Raw genomic sequence first — 17814 nt, 5'->3', positions numbered from 1 at the left:
CTCCCCCTCATTCTCCGCCGCGAAGGATGGAGTTGCCCTCGTGGAGCGGCTCCGGGACTTCGGACACGTCGAGGCGGAGGCGGCCGCTGAGGCCGTAGAAAGCGACGGGGTTGCGCCAGAGGACCTGGTCGACGTCGTCCTCGGTGAAGCCTGCGGCGAGCAGGGCGTCACCTACCTTGCGGGTCTTGAGCGGGTCACTCTTTCCCCAGTCCGCGGCCGAGTTGACCAGCACCTTTTCAGTGCCGTGGTCCTTGATGACCGCGACCATGCGGTCCTCGTCCATCTTCGTGTCGGGGTAGACGGAGAAGCCGAGCCAGCAGCCACTGTCAGTGGCGGCCTTTACGGTTGTTTCATTGAGGTGATCGAGGAGGACACGGCCCGGGGGGAGGTTCGATTCGCGGATGACGTCGATGGTGCGGTGGAGACCGGCGAGCTTGTCGCGGTGCGGGGTGTGCACGAGGGCGGGCAGGCCGTGTTCGGCGGCGAGTTGGAGCTGGGCGGCGAGGGCGGTGTCCTCGGCGGGGGTCATGGAGTCGTAGCCGATCTCGCCGACGGCTACGACGGAGTCCTTGACGAGGTAGCGGGGCAGTTCGTCGAGAACGGGGGTACAGCGGGGGTCGTTCGCCTCTTTGGGGTTGAGGGCGAGCGCGCAGTGGTGGGCGATGCCGTACTGGGAGGCGCGGAACGGCTCCCAGCCGAGGAGTGCGTCGAAGTAGTCGAAGAAGCTGGCGGGCGAGGTGCGGGGCTGGCCCAGCCAGAAGGACGGCTCGACGACGGCGCGCACACCGGCGGCGTACATCGCCTCGTAGTCGTCCGTGGTACGGGAGGTCATGTGGATGTGGGGGTCGAAGATGCGCATCAGGACTCCTCTGTGGGGGCGGCGGCCGTGAGGTCCGGGCCGGCCGTGAGGGCGAGGACGCGGTGGAGATCGTCCGGCACTGGGCGGCTTGCGGCGGTGCGTTCGGCGGCGTAGTCGCGGAGCATCCGGGCGAGCTCGGCGTCGTGCCGGGCACGTAGGGGGAGGCCGTCGACGGCGTCGACCGGCACGCCGGTGAAGAGGCACTTGAGTACGGCGTGACGCCAGGCGTGCTGGTCGAGGTGCTCGGCGGCGTACGGGCCGACCGCGGCGGCGACGAGACGGGTGTCGTTGGTGCGCAGGGCGTCTTCGACCAGCGGCAGGGCCTGGTCGCCGAGTCCGCCCAGGTGGGGCAGGGCGAGCAGCACGGCGCGGCGCTCGGCGGCGGTGCCTTGGGAGTAGAGGCGGGTGGTGGTGGCGTGGTCGGGCTGTACGGCGTGCAGGAGGAGGACGCGGGCGGCGTCGGCCAGGTCCTCGCCTTCCTGGCCCACCAGGGCCGTACGGCAGTGGCGTCCTGCCTCGGCGAAGCGGCGCTCCCAGGTGGGGAGGCCCCACTGGTGGGCTGAGCGGGGTGAGGCGGCCTCGGCCTCTGCTTGGGCCTCCACCTCTGCTTGGGCCTCCACCACCGCTTGGGCCTCCGCCACTGCTTCGGCCTCCGCCAGCGCCTCGTGCAGCCACGCCCGGCTCGCGCCGGCGAGGCGGGCTTCGAGTGCGGCTTGCAGGGCGGGTGCCGGTGCGCTGCTGATCAGTTCGGTCAGCATCGCTCGCCTCCTGCCGGTGCGGCGTGGCGGTCGGACGCCCGGGACTCCGCCGCGCGCAGGAAGCGGATGGAGCGCTCGGCCAGGTCGGGCCCGGCGTGTGAGTGGCGGGGCAGTTCGACGACCGTCAGGCCCTCGTAGCCGGTGGCGGCCAGTGCGTCCAGGACGGGAGGGAAGTCGATCTCGCCCTCGCCGAAGGGCAGATGTTCATGGACGCCCCGGCGCATGTCCTCGATCTGGACGTGCCGAAGCCAGGGGGCAGCCTCGCGTACGCAGTCGGCGGGCGGGGCCGGTTCCAGGCACTGGCAGTGGCCGATGTCGAGAGTGAGACCGAGGGGAGCCGGGTCGCCCAGGGCGCGGCGCAGGTGATGGAAGTCGGCGAGGGTGGAGAGGAGGTGGCCGGGTTCGGGCTCGACAGCGAGGGGTACGCCGGCGGTGGCGGCGGCTCCGATGACCGGGGTCATGGCCTCCGTCAGCCGCTGCCAGGCGGTGTCGGCCCGGGTCGCCTCGGGGGTGACACCGCTGAAGCAGTGCACGGCGTGGGCCCCGAGGTCGGCGGCGACCCGTACGGCGGTGACGAGCAGGTCGGCGCGGGCGGCGCGGCCTTCGGGGTCCGGGTCGAGCAGGGACGGGCCGTGTTTGCGACGGGGGTCGAGGACGTACCGTGCGCCGGTCTCGACGGTGACGCCCAGGCCGAGTTGTGCCAGTCTGCGCGCCACTCGGCCGGTGCGGGCGGCGAGTTCGGGGGCGAGGGGGTCGAGGTGCATGTGGTCGAGGGTCAGTCCGACGCCTTCGTAGCCGAGGTCCGCGAGGAGGGCGAGGGCGTCGTCGAGGCGGAGGTCGGTGAGGCCGTTGGTGCCGTAGCCGAAGCGGATCGGGGCGGGGGCGCCGGTCATGTGGGGCTCACCTTTCGCGAGAGCTTCCGGGCGAGGGGTACGAGCCCCATGAGCGCCACTCCGGTACCGACCGCGCCACTGCGGGCCGCGAGTGCGGCCTGCAACGGGATCATGGCCCGGATCCCGCCGCCCACGGCGCGCTGGGTGAGGGGTGGGGAGGGGTTGAGCGCGGCGTGGAGGAGGGGGTTGGCGGCGGTGCGGAAATAGGCGGCGGCCGCGAGGGCGGCGGGGGTCGCGAGGTGGGTGGCGATGCGGATCGCTTTGTGCGGGGAGCGGTTGGGTGCGGGGGTGAGTGTGCTCCCTGTGCCCACCCGGGACCCCCAACCGGCGCCCCGGGGCGCCACCGCGCTGGGGGTGTGCGCGAGGTCGGCGGATGGCCTTGGGTGGGACGGTTCGGGAACGGGTGCGGACCCCGCGCCAGCCCGGGGCCACCAGCGTTGGTTCGCGGGGTCGGGCTGTGGCTGCGGAATCTCCCCTGACCCGCCCCTTCCCGGCTGTGACACTTGCGGCTCCGCCGCGTGAGGGGGCAAGCCCCCTGGCCCCCCAGGCGTGGAGGGAGTGAACGTGGGGGCCGACGCCCCCGCGCCCCCCGGTGCGGCAGCTTCGCGCCGCAGGGTCGGGGCAGCCTCAGGGGTGCGTTGGCGGGAGACCAGGGCGGCCAGCACCGTGGCCGCTGCCAGGGCGGCCAGCGGTGCCGCCGTCGAGCCGCCGTGCGCCTCGCGGCGCGAGACCTCCGTAACGGCATAGGTGTGCGCGCCGAGCATCGCGGCGGCGGCCAGCGTGCCGGGTGACGTGAGGCGGCGCAGCGCGGATGCCACCCCGGCGCCGTCAACTGCCGGTATCGCGGAGCACCCCGCGTCCCTCAACCCCTGGGGGGCGGGCACCAGGCCAGGACCGGCGCCGGCCACGGCCAGTGCCTTCCGCGCCCCGCCGCCGTGTCCCGCTGCCGACCTGCCTGTCCGGCGGTTGAGGACCGGTGGCCGGGGCGGCGCCCCCGTCCGGGAAGGAACGGGTTGGGGTGGGGCCTTCAGCGGGCCGCGCCCCCTTCCCGTCGCCGCCGCGCCCAGGAACAGGTCCAGGGCCCGCGCCGTGGCCATCGTGGCCGAGGCCGCCGGGGTGTGCTTCAGGCCCAGGTCGTACGCCCAGACCGTGGCCGCCAGTGTGCTTGCCACCGCCAGCGCCGGACGACCCGCCCCCGCCGCCAGCGTCAGGCCCGTCACGGTCAGGGCCGCGGACGCCGCAAGGGCGGCCGGCGGGGTGATGCGGCCCGAGGGGATCGGGCGGTGCGGGCGGTCCACCGCGTCCTCCTCACGGTCCGCCCAGTCGTTCAGGGCCATGCCCGCCTCGTACAGGCACAGCGAAGCCCCGACGGCCAGTGCGGTGCCCCGGTCGGGGCGTACGCCGATGGAGGCCGCGCCCGCCAGGGCGTCCCCCGGGATGGTGAACAGGGCCGAGATGCGCAGGAGTTCCGCCCATGCGCCGAGCGTGGAGGAGGGCGTCATCGGGCCTCCCGCAGGCGGGCCGCGAAGCCGAGCAGCGCCGCGTACTGTTCCGCCAGCGCCGCCGGTGCACCGCCGTCCGGGTCCTTGAAGTAGAAGCCCAGCTCTGGGAGCGGACCCGAGATGCCCACCTCATGGGCGCGGGCCAGCAGCCGGGCCAGGTCCAGGACCAGTGGCGCCGCGAGCGCCGAGTCGCAGCCCTGCCACGTCGTCTGGAGCGTCATCCGCGAGCCGAGGAAGCCCTCGAAGGCGATGTGGTCCCAGGCTGTCTTCCAGTCACCCAGTGCCGGTACGTCGTCGATGTGGACGTTGCCCTCCGGAAGGGCGCCCAGAGTGTCCGCCAGGACACGGTTCTTGCCGGCGTTCTTGGCCGCCGCCGCAGCCGGGTCGGCCAGCGCCGCTCCGTCACCGCCGCCCAGCAGGTTCGTGCCGGACCACGCCCGTACGGACAGGGCGCGCTGCACGAACATCGGGGCGAGTACGGAACGGAGCAGCGTCTGGCCCGTCTTGCCGTCGCGGCCCGCGTGGGGAAGTCCGCTGGCCGCGACGGCATCCTGGAGGGCTGCGGCGCGCAGCCCGGTGGAGGGGGTGAAGTTGACGTACGGGCAGCCGGCCCGGAGCGCGGCCGTCGCGTAGAGGGAGCTGGGCGGCAGGGAGAGGTCGCCCGCCGCCGGCGCCGGTTCTGTCGAGGCGACGTTGACGACGACCACCCGGTCCAGGCGCTGCCTGTGAGCGAAGTCGAGCAGGTGTGCGGCGAAGGTGTCGATGAGTTCCGCTTCGCTGCGCGTGTCGCCGGGGAGCGGCCCACCCGTCCTTGTCTCCCGCTCCGCTGCTGCGAGTTCGCTGCGTACCGCCGAGGCCAGCCCGTACGGCAGGACGCCGCCGGCCTCCAGTTCCTCGGCCCGTTTGGGCAGCGGGCAGCTCACCGTGTCGTGCCCGCCGAAGACGAGCGAGGACAGCGGCGCCAGGCCGCTCTCCTCGAACGGCGGGCTCTCGGTGACCATGCCGTGCGCCGCGTGGAGCCCGGCGGCGAGGGCCGCGCAGCCCGCGACGGCGGTCGTGGCAACGGAGCCGCGTGCTCCGACGAACCACACTCCGGTCCGTGCCGTGTGCGTCGCGGCCGCTGCTGTCCCGTCGGATTGGGTGGTCACGGACTGCCTCCCTGCCGGAGAGATGGGGTGAACTGGAGTGAGGGACGGCGGGCGGGGGCTCGGCGTGCTCCCGCCCGCCGCCGGTCCTGGGTTTGCCGGTCTAGGAGCCACTCCTCGCGGCGAGCTCCTTGACCTTGATGTTGCGGAAGGCGACCTGGTCTTCGGCGCCGTGGTTCTGGATGCCGATGTGGCCCTGGGCCAGGCTGCGCGCGGGATCGGTGTTCGTGAAGTCGTTGATCTTCACGCCGTTGAGGTAGATGCGGAGCCGTTCTCCCTCGACCTTTATCTCGTAGGAGTTCCACTCCCCCGGCGGGTTGAGCGCGGCGTCACGTGCGGCATTGTCCGCCGCCTTGAAGCCGTAGACCGAGCCGGTGGTGCGGTCGGGGGCGTCGGACGCGTCGATCTGGATCTCGTACCCCTTGTTGACGGCCGACCACGGGTCGTCGGAGGCCGGGAAGCCGACGAAGATCCCGGAGTTGTCGTCACCCGCCATCTTCCAGTCCAGCTTGAGGGAGTACGACGTGAACTCCTTGGCCCGGTACCAGAGCATGCCCATGCCGCCGACGGAGTTCAGCGTGCGGTCGTCCTTGATCTCGAAGGACCCCGGACCCGCCTGCTTCCATCCGTCGAGGGTCTCGCCGTTGAAGATCGGCCGGTAGTCCTTCGAGGGCGTGCAGTCGGCCTTGGTGATCCCGGCGGCGTACAGCATTCCGCCCAGCAGGTGCTTGCGGAAGGCCGGTTCGGCGTACGACTCCTTGGTGTGGCCGCCGCCGGTGTAGAAGGAGCGCCCGCCCTCGTACGGCTGGCACCAGGCGATCGGGTGGTCGCCCTTCATGTTCCCGCCGGTGTAGCTGGTCTCGTCGAGGGTGGCCAGGACGCGGGCCTGCTCACGCGGGTTGGTGCGGTAGTTGTACCACTCGTCGGTGCGCTGCCAGGTGGAGCCGAGGTGCGTGGTGGCGGGATGGTCGTGGTCCTCGACGCGTACGGTCGCGGGCTGGATCTGCGGGTGCGAGTCGAAGTACGCGCCGACGAGTCCGCCGTAGAACTTCCAGTCGTACTCGGTGTCGGCGGCGGCATGGATGCCCATGTAGCCGCCGCCGTCGGCGACGTACTGCTCGAAGACCGTCTGCTGGTCGGCGTTGAGCACGTCACCGGTCGTGGAGAGGAACGCCACTGCGTCGTAACGCGCCAGGTTCTCGCGGGTGAACTGCTTCGCCTCCTCGGTGGCGTCGACGACGATTCCACGCTCCGCGCCGAGCTCCTTGAGCGCGGTGATGCCCGTGCCGATGGAGTCGTGGCGGAATCCCGCGGTCTTGGAGAAGACCAGGACGCGCTTCTTGGGGATCGCGTCGGACTTCGCCGTGGAGAAGGTGAAGTCGTCGACGTCGTAGAGGGCTCCGGCGCCGCCCTTGAAGACCAGGTAGAGGGTGGTCGTCCCGGCCGGGGGCCGCTTGATGGTGGTGGTGACGTTCTGGAAGACGTCCCAGCCGCCGGTCACGGGGACGACGGTGGAGCCGATGAGCCGGCCGTCCGGTGATCCGGTACGGACCTCCAGGGCGCCGCCGGCTCCGCCGGACGAGACGCGCGCGGTGAGCGAGGTGGCGTCGCCGACCCGGTAGGGCTTGAAGGCGATCCAGTCACCGTTGCTGATGTCGCCGACGGTCTTGCCGCCGTGCGCGGTCGGCTTGCTCTGCGGCGCCACGCCGCTCTGGGTGGAGTAGTGCTCGGCCTGGCGCTGCTTGGGCTGGAGCACCTTCTGGTCGTGGCTGGTCAGCGGGGCCTGGCCGCCGCCTCCGCCGTCCGTGTACTCGGCGTCGAAGACCGCGAAGATGTTGGCGTTGGGGTCGTGGCTGCTGTCGCTCGGCGTTTTTATGATGCCGGTGCAGCCGTTGACCGAAGTGACCGGGTGGCCGTGGCTGTCGTGGCCGAGGATGTACGTCACCTTGACCTTGGCGCAGTCGACCGTGCCGTCCTCCGGGTCGGTGACCTTCACCTTGAAGGGCACGTCGTCGCCGAAGTTGAACAGCTGTCCGTCACCGGGCAGTTCGAGTGTCACCTTGGGCGCCGTGTTGCCGACCACGACCTGTACGCTCGCCGATCCCGTACGCCCGGTCGTGTCCTTGGCGGTCACGGTCGCGGTGTACGTGCCGTTCTGCTTGTACGTGTACGTGGGGTTGGCAGCGGTCGACTTTCCGCCGTCACCGAACGCCCAGGAGTAGGTGAGGGCGTCACCGTCGGAGTCCGTTGTCCCTGCCGAGGAGAACTTCACGCGCAGCGGGGCGATTCCGGATGTCTTGTCGGCGGCGGCCTCGGCGACCGGGGAGTGCCCGCCGGTGGCGTTCTCGATGCGGTAGAGCCCGGAGTTCTCGTTCCCGCCGAACCAGGCGGTTCCGTAGTCGAGGACGTACAGCGCGCCGTCGGGACCGAAGGCGGAGTCCATGACCTGGGTGCCGGTCCAGGGGAAGGGGTTGATGGACTGTACAGCGCCGTTGACGTCCTGTTCTATGCGCTTGATCCAGCGCCGGCCGAACTCGCCCGCGAAGAAGTCGCCGTCGTACGCCTCGGGGAACTTCACCGGGGAGTCGAGGTCCTTGTCGTACCGGTATACGGGGCCGCCCATCGGGGACTCGGAGCCGGTGCCGAACTCGGGGACGGAACCGCCGTCGTACGGGATCCAGGCCTCCTGCGCGGGTGGCAGGTCGGTCAGTCCGGTGTTGTGCGGCGAGGTGTTCTTGGGCGCGGCACAGTCGAACTTGGCGCCGGACTCCTTCGTCGCGAAGTCGTAGTCGACGTAGGCGTCGTTCTTGCCGGTGCAGAAGGGCCAGCCGAAGTTGCCCGGCTTGGTGACGCGGGCGAACTCGACCTGTCCGGCCGGGCCGCGCTTGGGGGCGGCGGCGCCGGCGTCGGGGCCGTAGTCGCCGACGTACAGCACGCCGGTGGGCTTGTCGACGCTGAAGCGGAAGGGGTTGCGGAAGCCCATGGCGTAGATCTCGCGGCGCGTTTTGGCGGTTCCCGGGGCGAAGAGATTCCCTTCGGGAACTGCGTACGAGCCGTCCTCGTTCACCTTGATACGGAGGATCTTCCCGCGCAGATCGTTCGTGTTGCCGGAGGTGCGGCGTGCGTCGTACGCCGGATTGCGGTTCGGGCGTTCGTCGATGGGGGTGAAGCCGTCGGAGGCAAAGGGGTTGGAGTCGTCGCCGGTCGACAGGTAGAGGTTGCCCTGCGCGTCGAAGTCGATGTCGCCGCCGACATGGCAGCAGATGCCACGCGTTGCGGGTACGTCGAGGATCTTCTTCTCGCTGGCGTTGTCGAGGCTGCCGTCGGCCTTGAGGACGAAGCGGGAGAGCCGGTTGACGCCGTCGTACTTCGCGAATTCGGCGGCGGTGCCTTCGTTGGGGGCGTCACCGGCCGGGGTGTCCAGCGGGGGTGCGTAGTAGAGGTAGATCCGCCGGTTCTCGCTGAACTTCGGGTCGATGCCGATGCCCTGGAGGCCCTCTTCGTCGTGCGAGTAGACCGGAATCGTGCCGATGACGCGGGTGTTGCCGGCGGCGTCGGTCATCCGGAGCTCGCCGTCGCGTGAGGTGTGCAGGACGCTGCGGTCGGGGAGCACCGCGAGCGACATGGGTTCGCCCGTCTCGGGCTCGCCCTTGGCGAGGGTGACCTGCTGGAAGTCCTCGGCCGCGGCGGAGGGGGCGGCGGCGCTGCTGCCGGAGGCGGGCTTCTCGGCGGCGGGCTCTTCTGCAACGGCTGCGGGTGCTGTGAGGGCGAGTGATGTGGCGGCCAGGAGGCTGCTGGTGAGGAGTGCGAGAGTTCTGCGTGCGTTGAGCCGTTTTCTATGCACGAGTGTCCTCCGGAAGTGAGCCGGTTGAACGGGCGGGTGCGGATGCGCTCGGATTACGGGAACCGGAGTGCGCCGTCACACCGGATTCCAACTCATGTCCTGTACACCTCAGGGACGGTAGCGGCGTTCGTCCGGATCTGAAAGCCCTTGTGCGGGAGGGAAGTTGAACTTTGCCCTTACGCAGGACAAAGCGGTTTGGGCGCAGCCGGGACCGGCCCGGCGGCGGTGCGTTCCGCCGGGAAGGGGCGCGGGGGTCCCTACCCGCCCCTTCCCGGCTGTGGCATTTGCGGCTGCCGCCGCGTGGGGGGGGCAAGCCCCAGACCCCGGACGGCTGAAATACGAAGGGGAGCTAATCTCCCCCACCGAACGCCGCGTCGAACGACGCCGTCGGCGGGTCGAAGTCGTAGCGCTTCAGCGTGGCAAGCGCTTCCGGTGCGCCCGTCAGGCGGTCCATCCCCGCGTCCTCCCACTCCACCGAGACCGGCCCTTCGTACGCGATCGAGCGCAGCATCCGGAATACGTCTTCCCACGGAACGTCACCGTGCCCGGCCGACACGAAGTCCCAGCCGCGCCGCGGATCCCCCCACGGCAGATGCGAGCCGAGACGCCCGTTGCGCCCGTCGAGCCGCTTGCGCGCCTCCTTGCAGTCGACGTGGTAGATCCGGTCGCGGAAGTCGAAGAGGAAACCGACCGGATCGAGGTCCTGCCACACGAAGTGGCTCGGGTCGAAGTTCAGCCCGAAGGCGGCCCGGTGCCCGACGGCCTCCAGCGCACGGTGCGTCGTCCAGTAGTCGTACGCGATCTCGCTCGGGTGCACCTCGTGGGCGAAGCGCACACCCTGCTCGTCGAAGACGTCGAGGATCGGATTCCAGCGCGCGGCGAAGTCCTCGTACCCGCGTTCGATCATCCGTTCCGGCGCCGGCGGGAACATCGCCACCAGGTGCCAGATCGAGGAACCGGTGAACCCGACGACCGTACGGACCCCGAAGGCCGCCGCGGCCCTGGCCGTGTCGGCCATCTCGGCCGCCGCCCGCTGCCGTACGCCCTCAGGCTCGCCGTCGCCCCAGATGCGCGCGGGCAGGATCGCCCGATGCCGCTCGTCGATGATCGCGTCGCAGACGGCCTGGCCGACGAGATGGTTGGAGATCGCCCAGCACTTCAGGCCGTACTTGTCGAGCAGCGCGCGGCGACCGTCGAGATAGCCGGGGTCGGCCAGCGCCTTGTCGACCACGAAGTGGTCGCCCCAGCAGGCGAGTTCGAGCCCGTCGTAGCCGAAGTCGCGGGCGAGCCGGCAGACCTCCTCCAGGGGCAGGTCGGCCCACTGGCCGGTGAAGAGCGTGAATGGACGTGGCATTCCTGACGGACCTCCTAAGGGAGTACGGGCGTGTAGATCGCGTTTTTCTCTGCACTCTCCTCCACTGCCGCCAAAACCCGCTGCACCTGGAGCCCGTCGGCGAAGGACGGCTCCGGGTCGGCGCCGGTGGCGATGGCGTGGACCAGGTCGCGCGCCTGGTGGACGAAAGTGTGTTCGTAACCGAGGGCATGGCCGGGCGGCCACCAAGCCTCCAGGTACGGATGCTCCGGCTCGGTCACGAGGATCCGCCGGAACCCGGAGGAGACGGCCGGCTCGGTGTGGTCGTGGAAGGACAGCTCATTGAGCCGCTCCAGGTCGAAAGCCAACGAGCCCTGTTCACCGTTGAGTTCGAGCCTGAGTGCGTTCTTGCGGCCCGCCGCCATCCGCGTCGCCTCGAAGGAAGCCAGCGCCCCGGACGCGAGCCGCCCCGTGAAGAGCGCCGCGTCGTCGACGGTCACAGCGCCGCGCTCGGCCGCTGCGCCACCGCCGCCCGAGAGCCCGGCCGACGCCCCTGCGGGCAGCGGCCGCGACCGAACGAACGTCTCGGTCATCGCCGACACTCCCACGAGCGGCTCCCCCGCCAGATACTGCGCGAGGTCGACGATGTGCGCCCCCAGGTCGCCGAGCGCGCCGGACCCGGCGTGCTCCCGCCGGAGCCGCCAGGCCAGCGGGAACTCCGGGTCGACGAGCCAGTCCTGGAGATAGGTGACGCGTACGTGCCTGAGCGCCCCGAGCCTGCCCTCACCGATCATGCGGCGGGCGTACGCCATGGCGGGCACCCGGCGGTAGTTGAAGCCGACCATCGCCACCTGGCCGCGTGCGCGGGCCCGTTCCGCCGCCGCCGTCATGGCCTGTGCCTCGGCGACCGAGTTGGCCAGCGGCTTCTCGCACAGCACATGCTTGCCCGCGTCGAGCGCGGCGACGGCGATCTCCGCGTGGCTGTCCCCCGGCGTGCAGATGTCGACGATCTGCACGTCGTCGCGGGCTATGAGGTCGCGCCAGTCGGTCTCCGCCGCTGCCCAGCCGTGCTTGTCCGCCGCTGCCCGTACGGCCGCCGGGTCGCGTCCGCAGACGGCCGCGAGGACCGGCCGCGCCGGCAGGTCGAACACACGGCCCGCGGTGCGCCAGCCCTGGGAGTGGGCCGCGCCCATGAACGCGTATCCGACCATGCCGACGCCGAGCGCGGGCGGCGCACCGGCCGCCGCCTGTGCCGCAGCCTCCGCAGCCGCACCTGTACCCGTCTCCGTATCCGTCTCTTCCTTACGGGCCATCCGGATTCCTCCTCGTCGGACTCGTCACTCGCTCGGTGGGGGCAGGCGGGCGGGCCCGGTCAGCTGAAGCCCGTCGGCAGGTAGTCGTCGACGTTGTCCTTGGTGACGACGGCCGAGTAGAGGGTGATCGAGGCCGGGATCTCCAGCTCGGACATGCCGCTGACGCCCTTGCCCTGGCCGAGTGCGCGCGCCAGGTCGATGGCGGACGCAGCCATGGTGGGCGGGTAAAGGACGGTGGCCTTGAGCACGCTGTTGTCCGCCTTGATGGCGTCCATCGCGGCCTTGGCGCCCGCGCCGCCGACCATCAGGAAGTCGTCGCGCCCGGCCTGCTGGATGGCGCGCAGGGCACCCACACCCTGGTCGTCGTCGTGGTTCCACAGCGCGTCGAACTTCTTCTGCGCCTGCAACAGCTGGGCCATCTTGGCCTGGCCCGACTCGACGGTGAAGTCGGCGGCCTGGCGGGCGACCCGCTTGATGTTGGGGTAGTTCTTGAGGGCGTCGGCGAAGCCCTGGCTGCGCTGCTTGGTCAGCTCCAGGTTGTCGAGCCCTGCCAGTTCCACCACCTTGGCGTTCGGCTTGTCCTTGAGCTGCTCACCGATGTAGTTGCCGGCGTTCAGCCCCATGCCGTAGTTGTCGCCGCCGATCCAGCAGCGGTAGGCCTGCGGCGATGCGAAGATCCGGTCCAGGTTGACGACGGGGATGCCCGCCTTCATCGCCTGGAGGCCGACCTGGGTGAGGGCCTTGCCGTCGGCCGGCAGGATCACCAGTACGTCGACCTTCTTGTTGATCAGCGTCTGGACCTGGCCGATCTGCGCCGCGGTGTCGTTCGAGCCCTCGGTGATCTCCAGGGTCACCTCCGAGTACTTCTCGGCGCGCGACTTGGCGTTCTCGTTGATGGCGTTGAGCCACCCGTGGTCGGCCTGCGGACCCGCGAAACCGATGGTGACCCTCTTGCCGGGCTTGTCGTCGGCAGCGGGCTCGTTGTTGGCCGCCGGCTCCTGCTTCTTGGGCTCATTGCTGGTGCATGCGGTGAGCAGGGCGCCCGCGGACACGGCCGCGGTGCCGAAGAGCAGTCCTCTGCGACTGGTTTCTGGCATGGCTGTTCAACCCTTCGGTCAGGGATGTACGGGCGGTGAGAGAGGAGGAGCGGGAGGAGGCGGAGGGGCGTGATCAGGCCTCGCCGTCGCGCGCCGTCCGGCGCTGGACCAGTACGGCGGCGACGATGATCGCGCCCTTGGCGATCTGCTGGACGTCGCTCTGCAGGTTGTTGAGCGCGAAGATGTTGGTGATCGTGGTGAAGACGAGGACGCCGAGTACGGAGCCGACGATCGTGCCCCGCCCACCGCTGAGCAGCGTGCCGCCGATGATCGCGGCGGCGATGGCGTCGAGTTCGTACAGATTCCCGTTGGTGTTCTGTCCTGAGCCGGACAGGATGATCAGCAGGAAGGCCGCGATGCCGCAGCACAGTCCGGACAGCAGGTAGAGGTACAGGCGCTGGCGCCGTACGTCGATACCGGCGAGCCTGGCCGCCTCCGCGTTGCCGCCGACCGCGACCGTGCGCCGCCCGAAGGTGGTGCGGTTGAGCAAAAGCCAGCCCACGACGGTGACCACCGCGAAGACGAGGACGAGCGGTGGGATGCCGAGGACGTACGCGTCCGGGATGCCGAGGTCGAGTACCGGCTCGACGGTCACGATCTGCGTCTTGCCGTCGGTGATCTGGAGGGCGAGTCCGCGGGCCGATGCCAGCATGGCGAGCGTCGCGATGAACGGCACCATCCCGCCGTACGCGATGAGCAGCCCGTTGACGAGTCCGCAGGCCAGGCCCACGATCACCGCCGTGAAGAGGATGCCGGCGAAGCCGTACTCCTGGGTCGCGAGCGTCGTCGCCCACACCGAGGCGAGCGCCACGATCGCACCCACCGAGAGGTCGATGCCGCCGCTGGTGATGACGAAGGTCATGCCGACGGTGACGACGCCGATGACGGAGGCCTGGGTGAGGACGAGCTGGAGGTTGCTGCTGTCCAGGAACTGCTCGGGCTTGGTGAAACCGCCGACCGCGACGAGGACCGCGAGTACGCCGAGGAGCGACAGGTTGCGTACGTCGAGGCGCAGCCCGAGCGCGCGCCAGGCCGACTGCGCCGCTGGCGTCTTGGTGGTGACGACCGGTCCGTCCTGCTGCTGTTGCGCCGGCGAGGCAGGCTGCGTCATGGCGTCGGGCTCCCTTCCATCACGAGGTCGAGGACGCGGTGCTCGTCGAGTTCCCGGGCGGGCGCGGCGTGTACGACGCGCCCCTCCCTGAGCACCAGCACCCGGTCGGCGAGGCCCAGGACTTCCGGGACTTCGCTGGATACGAGGAGTACGGCCAGGCCTTCGTCGGCCAGCCTGCGGATCACGGCGTACAGCTCGGCGCGCGCCCCGACGTCGACGCCGCGCGTCGGCTCGTCCAGCAGCAGGACGCGGCAGCCGCGCAGCAGCCAGCGGGCCAGGACGGCTTTCTGCTGGTTGCCGCCGGACAGGGTGCGGATGCGGGCGTCGGGGTTGTCGGGGCGCAGGGACAGTTCGCGGGTGGCTTTCTGGGCCGCCCTGCGTTCGGCCGTACGGTCGAGCCAGCCGCCGCGCGAGAAGCGGGACAGGGTCGATACGGACACATTGCGGGTGACGGATTCGAGCATGAGCAGGCCCTGGGCCTTGCGTTCCTCGGGGGCGAGTCCGATGCCGGCGCGGACCGCGGCGCGGACGCTGCCGGGGCGCAGGGGGCGCCCTTCGACGAGTACGCGCCCGGCGCTGGGTTTGCGCGCCCCGTAGATCGTCTCCAGCACTTCGGAGCGTCCGGAGCCGACGAGACCGGCGAGGCCGACGATTTCGCCGGGGCGGACATCGAGGTCGAGGGCCTCGAACTCGCCGTCCCTGGCCAGCCCTTCGACCCGTAGTACGGGCTCGGCGGCCGGGGGTCCGCCCGCGATTCGTTCGGGGAAGACGTACTCCACATCGCGACCGGTCATCAGGGCGACGACCTCGCGCGTCGGGGTGCTCTTCGCGGGCAGCCCGACCGCCACGGCGCGGCCGTCCTTGAGCACGGTCACGCGGTCGCCGATGCGGCGGATCTCTTCGAGCCGGTGGGAGATGTAGACGACGGCGACGCCGTCCGCGGTGAGTCCGGCGACGATACGGAAGAGGTTGTCGACCTCGTCGGGATCGAGGGCGGCGGACGGCTCGTCCATCACGATGAGGCGTACGTCGTGGGAGAGGGCGCGGGCCATGGAGACGATCTGCTGCTGGGCGGCGGAGAGCGACCCGACGAGGCTGCCGGAGTCGATCTCGGGGTGGCCGAGCCGTTTGAGCAGGGCGGCGGCGGAGGCGCGGGCCGCCCTGCCGCGTACGACAAAGCCCGCGGTGGTCGGCTCGTGGCCGAGGAAGATGTTCTCGGCGACCGACAGGCCTTTCACCAGGTCGAGTTCCTGGTAGATGGTGGCGATGCCGAGGCGCATGGCGGCGATGGGCGACTTGAGGGTGACCACTGCGCCCTGCCAGGTGATCTCTCCGCCGTCGGGCTGGTGCACGCCCGCGAGGACCTTGATGAGGGTGGACTTTCCGGCGCCGTTCTGGCCGAGCAGGCAGTGGACCTCGCCCGCGAGGACCTCCAGGTCCACGCCGTCGAGGGCACGGACGCCGGGGAACGACTTGGTGATGCCGGACATCGTAAGAAGGGGTGCAGGTAGGGGTGGATCGGCTTGCGTTGGTGCCATGACGGTTCCCCTCGGCTGGGGCGGCGGCCGGTGAGCGAGCAGGGACAAGCAGGCAGGGCAGGGCGAAGCAGTGGCGATGTGCCGTGATGGTGCAGCTGTAGTGGCCGGCCGGCTGTAGCTGTAGCTTTAGGTCGTGCGCGTCGGCCGGGATCAGGCAGGCGAGAACAGGTGGTCACTGATGAGTCTGGCCGCGCCGATCACGCCGGCGGCAGGGCCCAACTCGCCCAGGACTATGGGCAGATTGCCGGTCGCCAGGGGCAGCGACTGACGGTAGACCTGGGTGCGGACGCTGGCGAGCAGGGTGTGGCCGAGGCCGGTCACCCCGCCGCCGATCACCACGAGCCCGGGGTTGAAGAAGCTGACGAGTCCGGCGATGACCTGGCCGACGCGGTTGCCGCCCTCGCGGATGAGGGCCAGCGAGGTGGCGTCGCCCGCTGCCGCGGCCGCGGCGACGTCGGCGGCCGTGAGCCGTCCCGCGGCTTCGAGCCGCGCAGCGAGTTCGGCCGACTGGCCGGAGCGGGCCGCTTCCTCGGCGTCGCGGGCAAGCGCGGCGCCGCTGAAGTGGGCTTCCAGGCAGCCCCGGTTGCCGCAGGCGCAGGCGCGGCCTTCCGGTTCCACCTGGATGTGGCCTATGTCGCCCGCGCTGCCCGTCGTGCCTCGGTAGACCTCGCCGCCGACGACGATGCCGCAACCGATACCGGTGCCGATCTTGACGCAGAGGAAATCGCCCACGGAGCGTGCGACGCCGGCGTGCTGCTCCCCCGTTGCCATCAGGTTGACGTCGTTGTCGACCATGACGGGGCAGCCGAGTTCCTGGCTGAGTGCTTCGCGTACGGGAAAGCCGTCCCAGCCGGGCATGATCGGCGGCGCGACCGGCACTCCCTCGGGGAAGCGGACGGGACCCGGCACGCCGATGCCCGCGCCGTCGAAGCCTTCGGCGAGTCCGGATGCCCTGAGCTTGGCGGCCATGGCGAGTGCCTGCTCGAAGACGGCGACCGGCCCCTCCCGTACGTCCATGGGGTGGTTGAGGTGGCCGAGTACCTCCAACTCCGCGTTGGTGACGGCCACATCGATCGAGGTCGCCCCGATGTCGATGCCGAGGAAGCGCAGTTCGGGCGCGAGCCGGATGTTGTGCGACCGGCGGCCGCCGCGCGAGGCGGCGAGGCCGTCGGCCACGACAAGCCCGGTTTCGAGCAGCCGGTCGACCTCGACCGCGAGCTTCGAGCGGGAGAGATCGACCAGGTCACCAAGCTGGGCACGGGAGTTGGGACCGCCGTCACGCAGCAGGCGGAGCAGTCGCGCCTGGTGCGCGTTCGCGGGTCGAGCCGTCATCCGTCTCACGTGCCCCTCCCTGCCTCATAGGCCGTTCTCTCTGACGGGCTTTGGAGGGGAACGTAGCAGCGGCTGCCGGGAGTGGGAAGAAGTTGCGCAGGAATCCACTACAACTTTCTCCACACCGAGGACAAAGCCGGTTCCTTGCCGAACGGGCAGCATCGCGGCCCGAGTTGGCACACGTGGCCCGCACGATCACCACGATCACCACGATCGCCGAGAGAAATGATCGAGTCGGAGGCGGCCGCAAGGGAGGCCTGCTCTGGACCTCCTGCGCCCGGCTGAAATTTCAGCTAGGCCTGGCGCTGGTGGTAGGTGGTGCGGGTGTGCTCGGTGTGGGCCCGCATGATCTCCGTGGCGCGCTGCTCGTCGCGGTCGGAAATCGCGGCGATCAGTGCGCGGTGCTCGATCCAGGACTGCTTGCCGCGCTGCCGGGCGACCGGCGTGTAGTACCAGCGGACCCGTCGGCCGACCTGCGCCGCAAGCTCGGCGAGTACGACGTTGCCCGCCAGCTCCATGACCTTGGCGTGGAATTGGGCGTTGAGTGACACGGCCAGATCCACATCGTCGTCCGCCACGGCCTGCTCGCCCGCGGCGCACACCGCCTCCAGCGCGGCGATCCCCGCAGAACCCGCATTGGCGGCGGCCAGTCTGGCGGCCTCCGCCTCCAGCAGCGTACGTACGGAGAGCAGCTGGTCGGCCTCCTCCTCGGTGGGCTCGTGCACGAAGGCGCCCTGCGCGGGTCGCAGATCGACCCATCCCTCGGTGTTGAGCCGCTGCAACGCCTCCCGTACGGGCTGCCTGGACACCCCGAGGTGCCCGGCGAGCTCGCTCTCGACCAGGTGCTGGCCGGGGCGCAGGGCGCGGGTCGTGATGAGTTCGAGCAGCGCCTCGTACACACGCTCGCGGAGTGGCCCCGGCCGCTCCAGCTTGGGCACGGTCCCTTGCGGCAGTCCTGCGGACAACATCGCGGTCCCCCTCGTGACGAGCAACGGCGAGCAGATATTGGCTATCGTCTACAGTCTACCGATCTCGGTAGGAGGTATACCGAGATCCTCGTCACGCCGCGTGCGCGAACCTCACCGGCTCACGGCCTCACGGCCTCACGGC

General features: G+C 70.6%; 13 protein-coding genes. All 13 read right to left on the bottom strand.

Features of this window, described 5'->3' with window-relative positions:
* Positions 1–7 precede the first annotated feature (7 nt).
* Positions 8–859 carry a TatD family hydrolase gene (locus J7I98_RS19680; RefSeq protein ID WP_214922068.1) on the bottom strand — a complete coding sequence of 284 codons (852 nt, stop codon included), beginning with the start codon at positions 857–859 and terminating at the stop codon, positions 8–10.
* The gene (locus J7I98_RS19675; RefSeq protein WP_214922067.1) at positions 859–1617 is read right to left on the bottom strand and encodes an EboA domain-containing protein; all 759 of its coding nucleotides are present in this window, start codon (positions 1615–1617) and stop codon (positions 859–861) included. The genes J7I98_RS19680 and J7I98_RS19675 overlap by 1 nt, the downstream gene beginning before the upstream one ends.
* Complete coding sequence (locus tag J7I98_RS19670) at positions 1611–2510, bottom strand: sugar phosphate isomerase/epimerase (RefSeq protein ID WP_214922066.1); 900 nt, start codon at positions 2508–2510, stop codon at positions 1611–1613. Before J7I98_RS19670 ends, J7I98_RS19675 begins: the two co-directional genes overlap by 7 nt.
* Complete coding sequence (locus tag J7I98_RS19665) at positions 2507–4012, bottom strand: UbiA family prenyltransferase (RefSeq protein WP_251020882.1); 1506 nt, start codon at positions 4010–4012, stop codon at positions 2507–2509. Before J7I98_RS19665 ends, J7I98_RS19670 begins: the two co-directional genes overlap by 4 nt.
* A complete protein-coding gene (locus J7I98_RS19660) occupies positions 4009–5160 on the bottom strand; it encodes an inositol-3-phosphate synthase (protein WP_214922065.1) in 1152 nt (383 codons plus the stop codon). The genes J7I98_RS19665 and J7I98_RS19660 overlap by 4 nt, the downstream gene beginning before the upstream one ends.
* A 100-nt stretch (positions 5161–5260) precedes the next feature.
* On the bottom strand, positions 5261–9001 hold the full coding sequence (locus J7I98_RS19655; protein ID WP_214922064.1) for a ThuA domain-containing protein: 3741 nt from the start codon (positions 8999–9001) through the stop codon (positions 5261–5263).
* Between the two features lie 349 nt (positions 9002–9350).
* Positions 9351–10355: a sugar phosphate isomerase/epimerase gene (locus tag J7I98_RS19650; protein WP_214922063.1), complete on the bottom strand. Its 1005-nt coding sequence runs from the start codon at positions 10353–10355 to the stop codon at positions 9351–9353.
* 14 nt (positions 10356–10369) lie between these two features.
* The gene (locus J7I98_RS19645) at positions 10370–11626 is read right to left on the bottom strand and encodes a Gfo/Idh/MocA family protein (RefSeq protein ID WP_214922062.1); all 1257 of its coding nucleotides are present in this window, start codon (positions 11624–11626) and stop codon (positions 10370–10372) included.
* Positions 11627–11685: 59 nt separating this feature from the next.
* A complete protein-coding gene (locus J7I98_RS19640) occupies positions 11686–12723 on the bottom strand; it encodes a substrate-binding domain-containing protein (protein WP_214922061.1) in 1038 nt (345 codons plus the stop codon).
* Positions 12724–12796: 73 nt separating this feature from the next.
* Positions 12797–13834 carry an ABC transporter permease gene (locus J7I98_RS19635; RefSeq protein WP_214922060.1) on the bottom strand — a complete coding sequence of 346 codons (1038 nt, stop codon included), beginning with the start codon at positions 13832–13834 and terminating at the stop codon, positions 12797–12799.
* A complete protein-coding gene (locus J7I98_RS19630) occupies positions 13831–15324 on the bottom strand; it encodes a sugar ABC transporter ATP-binding protein (protein WP_374225154.1) in 1494 nt (497 codons plus the stop codon). The genes J7I98_RS19635 and J7I98_RS19630 overlap by 4 nt, the downstream gene beginning before the upstream one ends.
* Positions 15325–15522: 198 nt before the next feature.
* Positions 15523–16704, bottom strand: a complete 1182-nt coding sequence (locus J7I98_RS19625; protein WP_214922096.1) for an ROK family transcriptional regulator — start codon at positions 16702–16704, stop codon at positions 15523–15525.
* A 293-nt stretch (positions 16705–16997) separates the two neighbouring features.
* Positions 16998–17672 carry a GntR family transcriptional regulator gene (locus J7I98_RS19620; protein ID WP_214922058.1) on the bottom strand — a complete coding sequence of 225 codons (675 nt, stop codon included), beginning with the start codon at positions 17670–17672 and terminating at the stop codon, positions 16998–17000.
* Between the last annotated feature and the right edge of the window lie 142 nt (positions 17673–17814).

Source organism: Streptomyces sp. ISL-98, assembly GCF_018614055.1.
GTDB classification, from domain to species: domain Bacteria; phylum Actinomycetota; class Actinomycetes; order Streptomycetales; family Streptomycetaceae; genus Streptomyces; species Streptomyces spiramyceticus.
The sequence above is the reverse complement of the archived record's forward strand: the minus strand, read 5'-3'. Positions and strand labels throughout refer to the sequence as shown.

Coding starts and splice junctions, on each gene's coding strand:
- J7I98_RS19680 (WP_214922068.1), bottom strand. CDS start 859: ATGCGCATCTTCGACCCCCACATCCACATGACCTCCCGTACCACGGAC.
- J7I98_RS19675 (WP_214922067.1), bottom strand. CDS start 1,617: ATGCTGACCGAACTGATCAGCAGCGCACCGGCACCCGCCCTGCAAGCC.
- J7I98_RS19670 (WP_214922066.1), bottom strand. CDS start 2,510: ATGACCGGCGCCCCCGCCCCGATCCGCTTCGGCTACGGCACCAACGGC.
- J7I98_RS19665 (WP_251020882.1), bottom strand. CDS start 4,012: ATGACGCCCTCCTCCACGCTCGGCGCATGGGCGGAACTCCTGCGCATC.
- J7I98_RS19650 (WP_214922063.1), bottom strand. CDS start 10,355: ATGCCACGTCCATTCACGCTCTTCACCGGCCAGTGGGCCGACCTGCCC.
- J7I98_RS19645 (WP_214922062.1), bottom strand. CDS start 11,626: ATGGCCCGTAAGGAAGAGACGGATACGGAGACGGGTACAGGTGCGGCT.
- J7I98_RS19640 (WP_214922061.1), bottom strand. CDS start 12,723: ATGCCAGAAACCAGTCGCAGAGGACTGCTCTTCGGCACCGCGGCCGTG.
- J7I98_RS19635 (WP_214922060.1), bottom strand. CDS start 13,834: ATGACGCAGCCTGCCTCGCCGGCGCAACAGCAGCAGGACGGACCGGTC.
- J7I98_RS19630 (WP_374225154.1), bottom strand. CDS start 15,324: ATGTCCGGCATCACCAAGTCGTTCCCCGGCGTCCGTGCCCTCGACGGC.
- J7I98_RS19625 (WP_214922096.1), bottom strand. CDS start 16,704: ATGACGGCTCGACCCGCGAACGCGCACCAGGCGCGACTGCTCCGCCTG.
- J7I98_RS19620 (WP_214922058.1), bottom strand. CDS start 17,672: ATGTTGTCCGCAGGACTGCCGCAAGGGACCGTGCCCAAGCTGGAGCGG.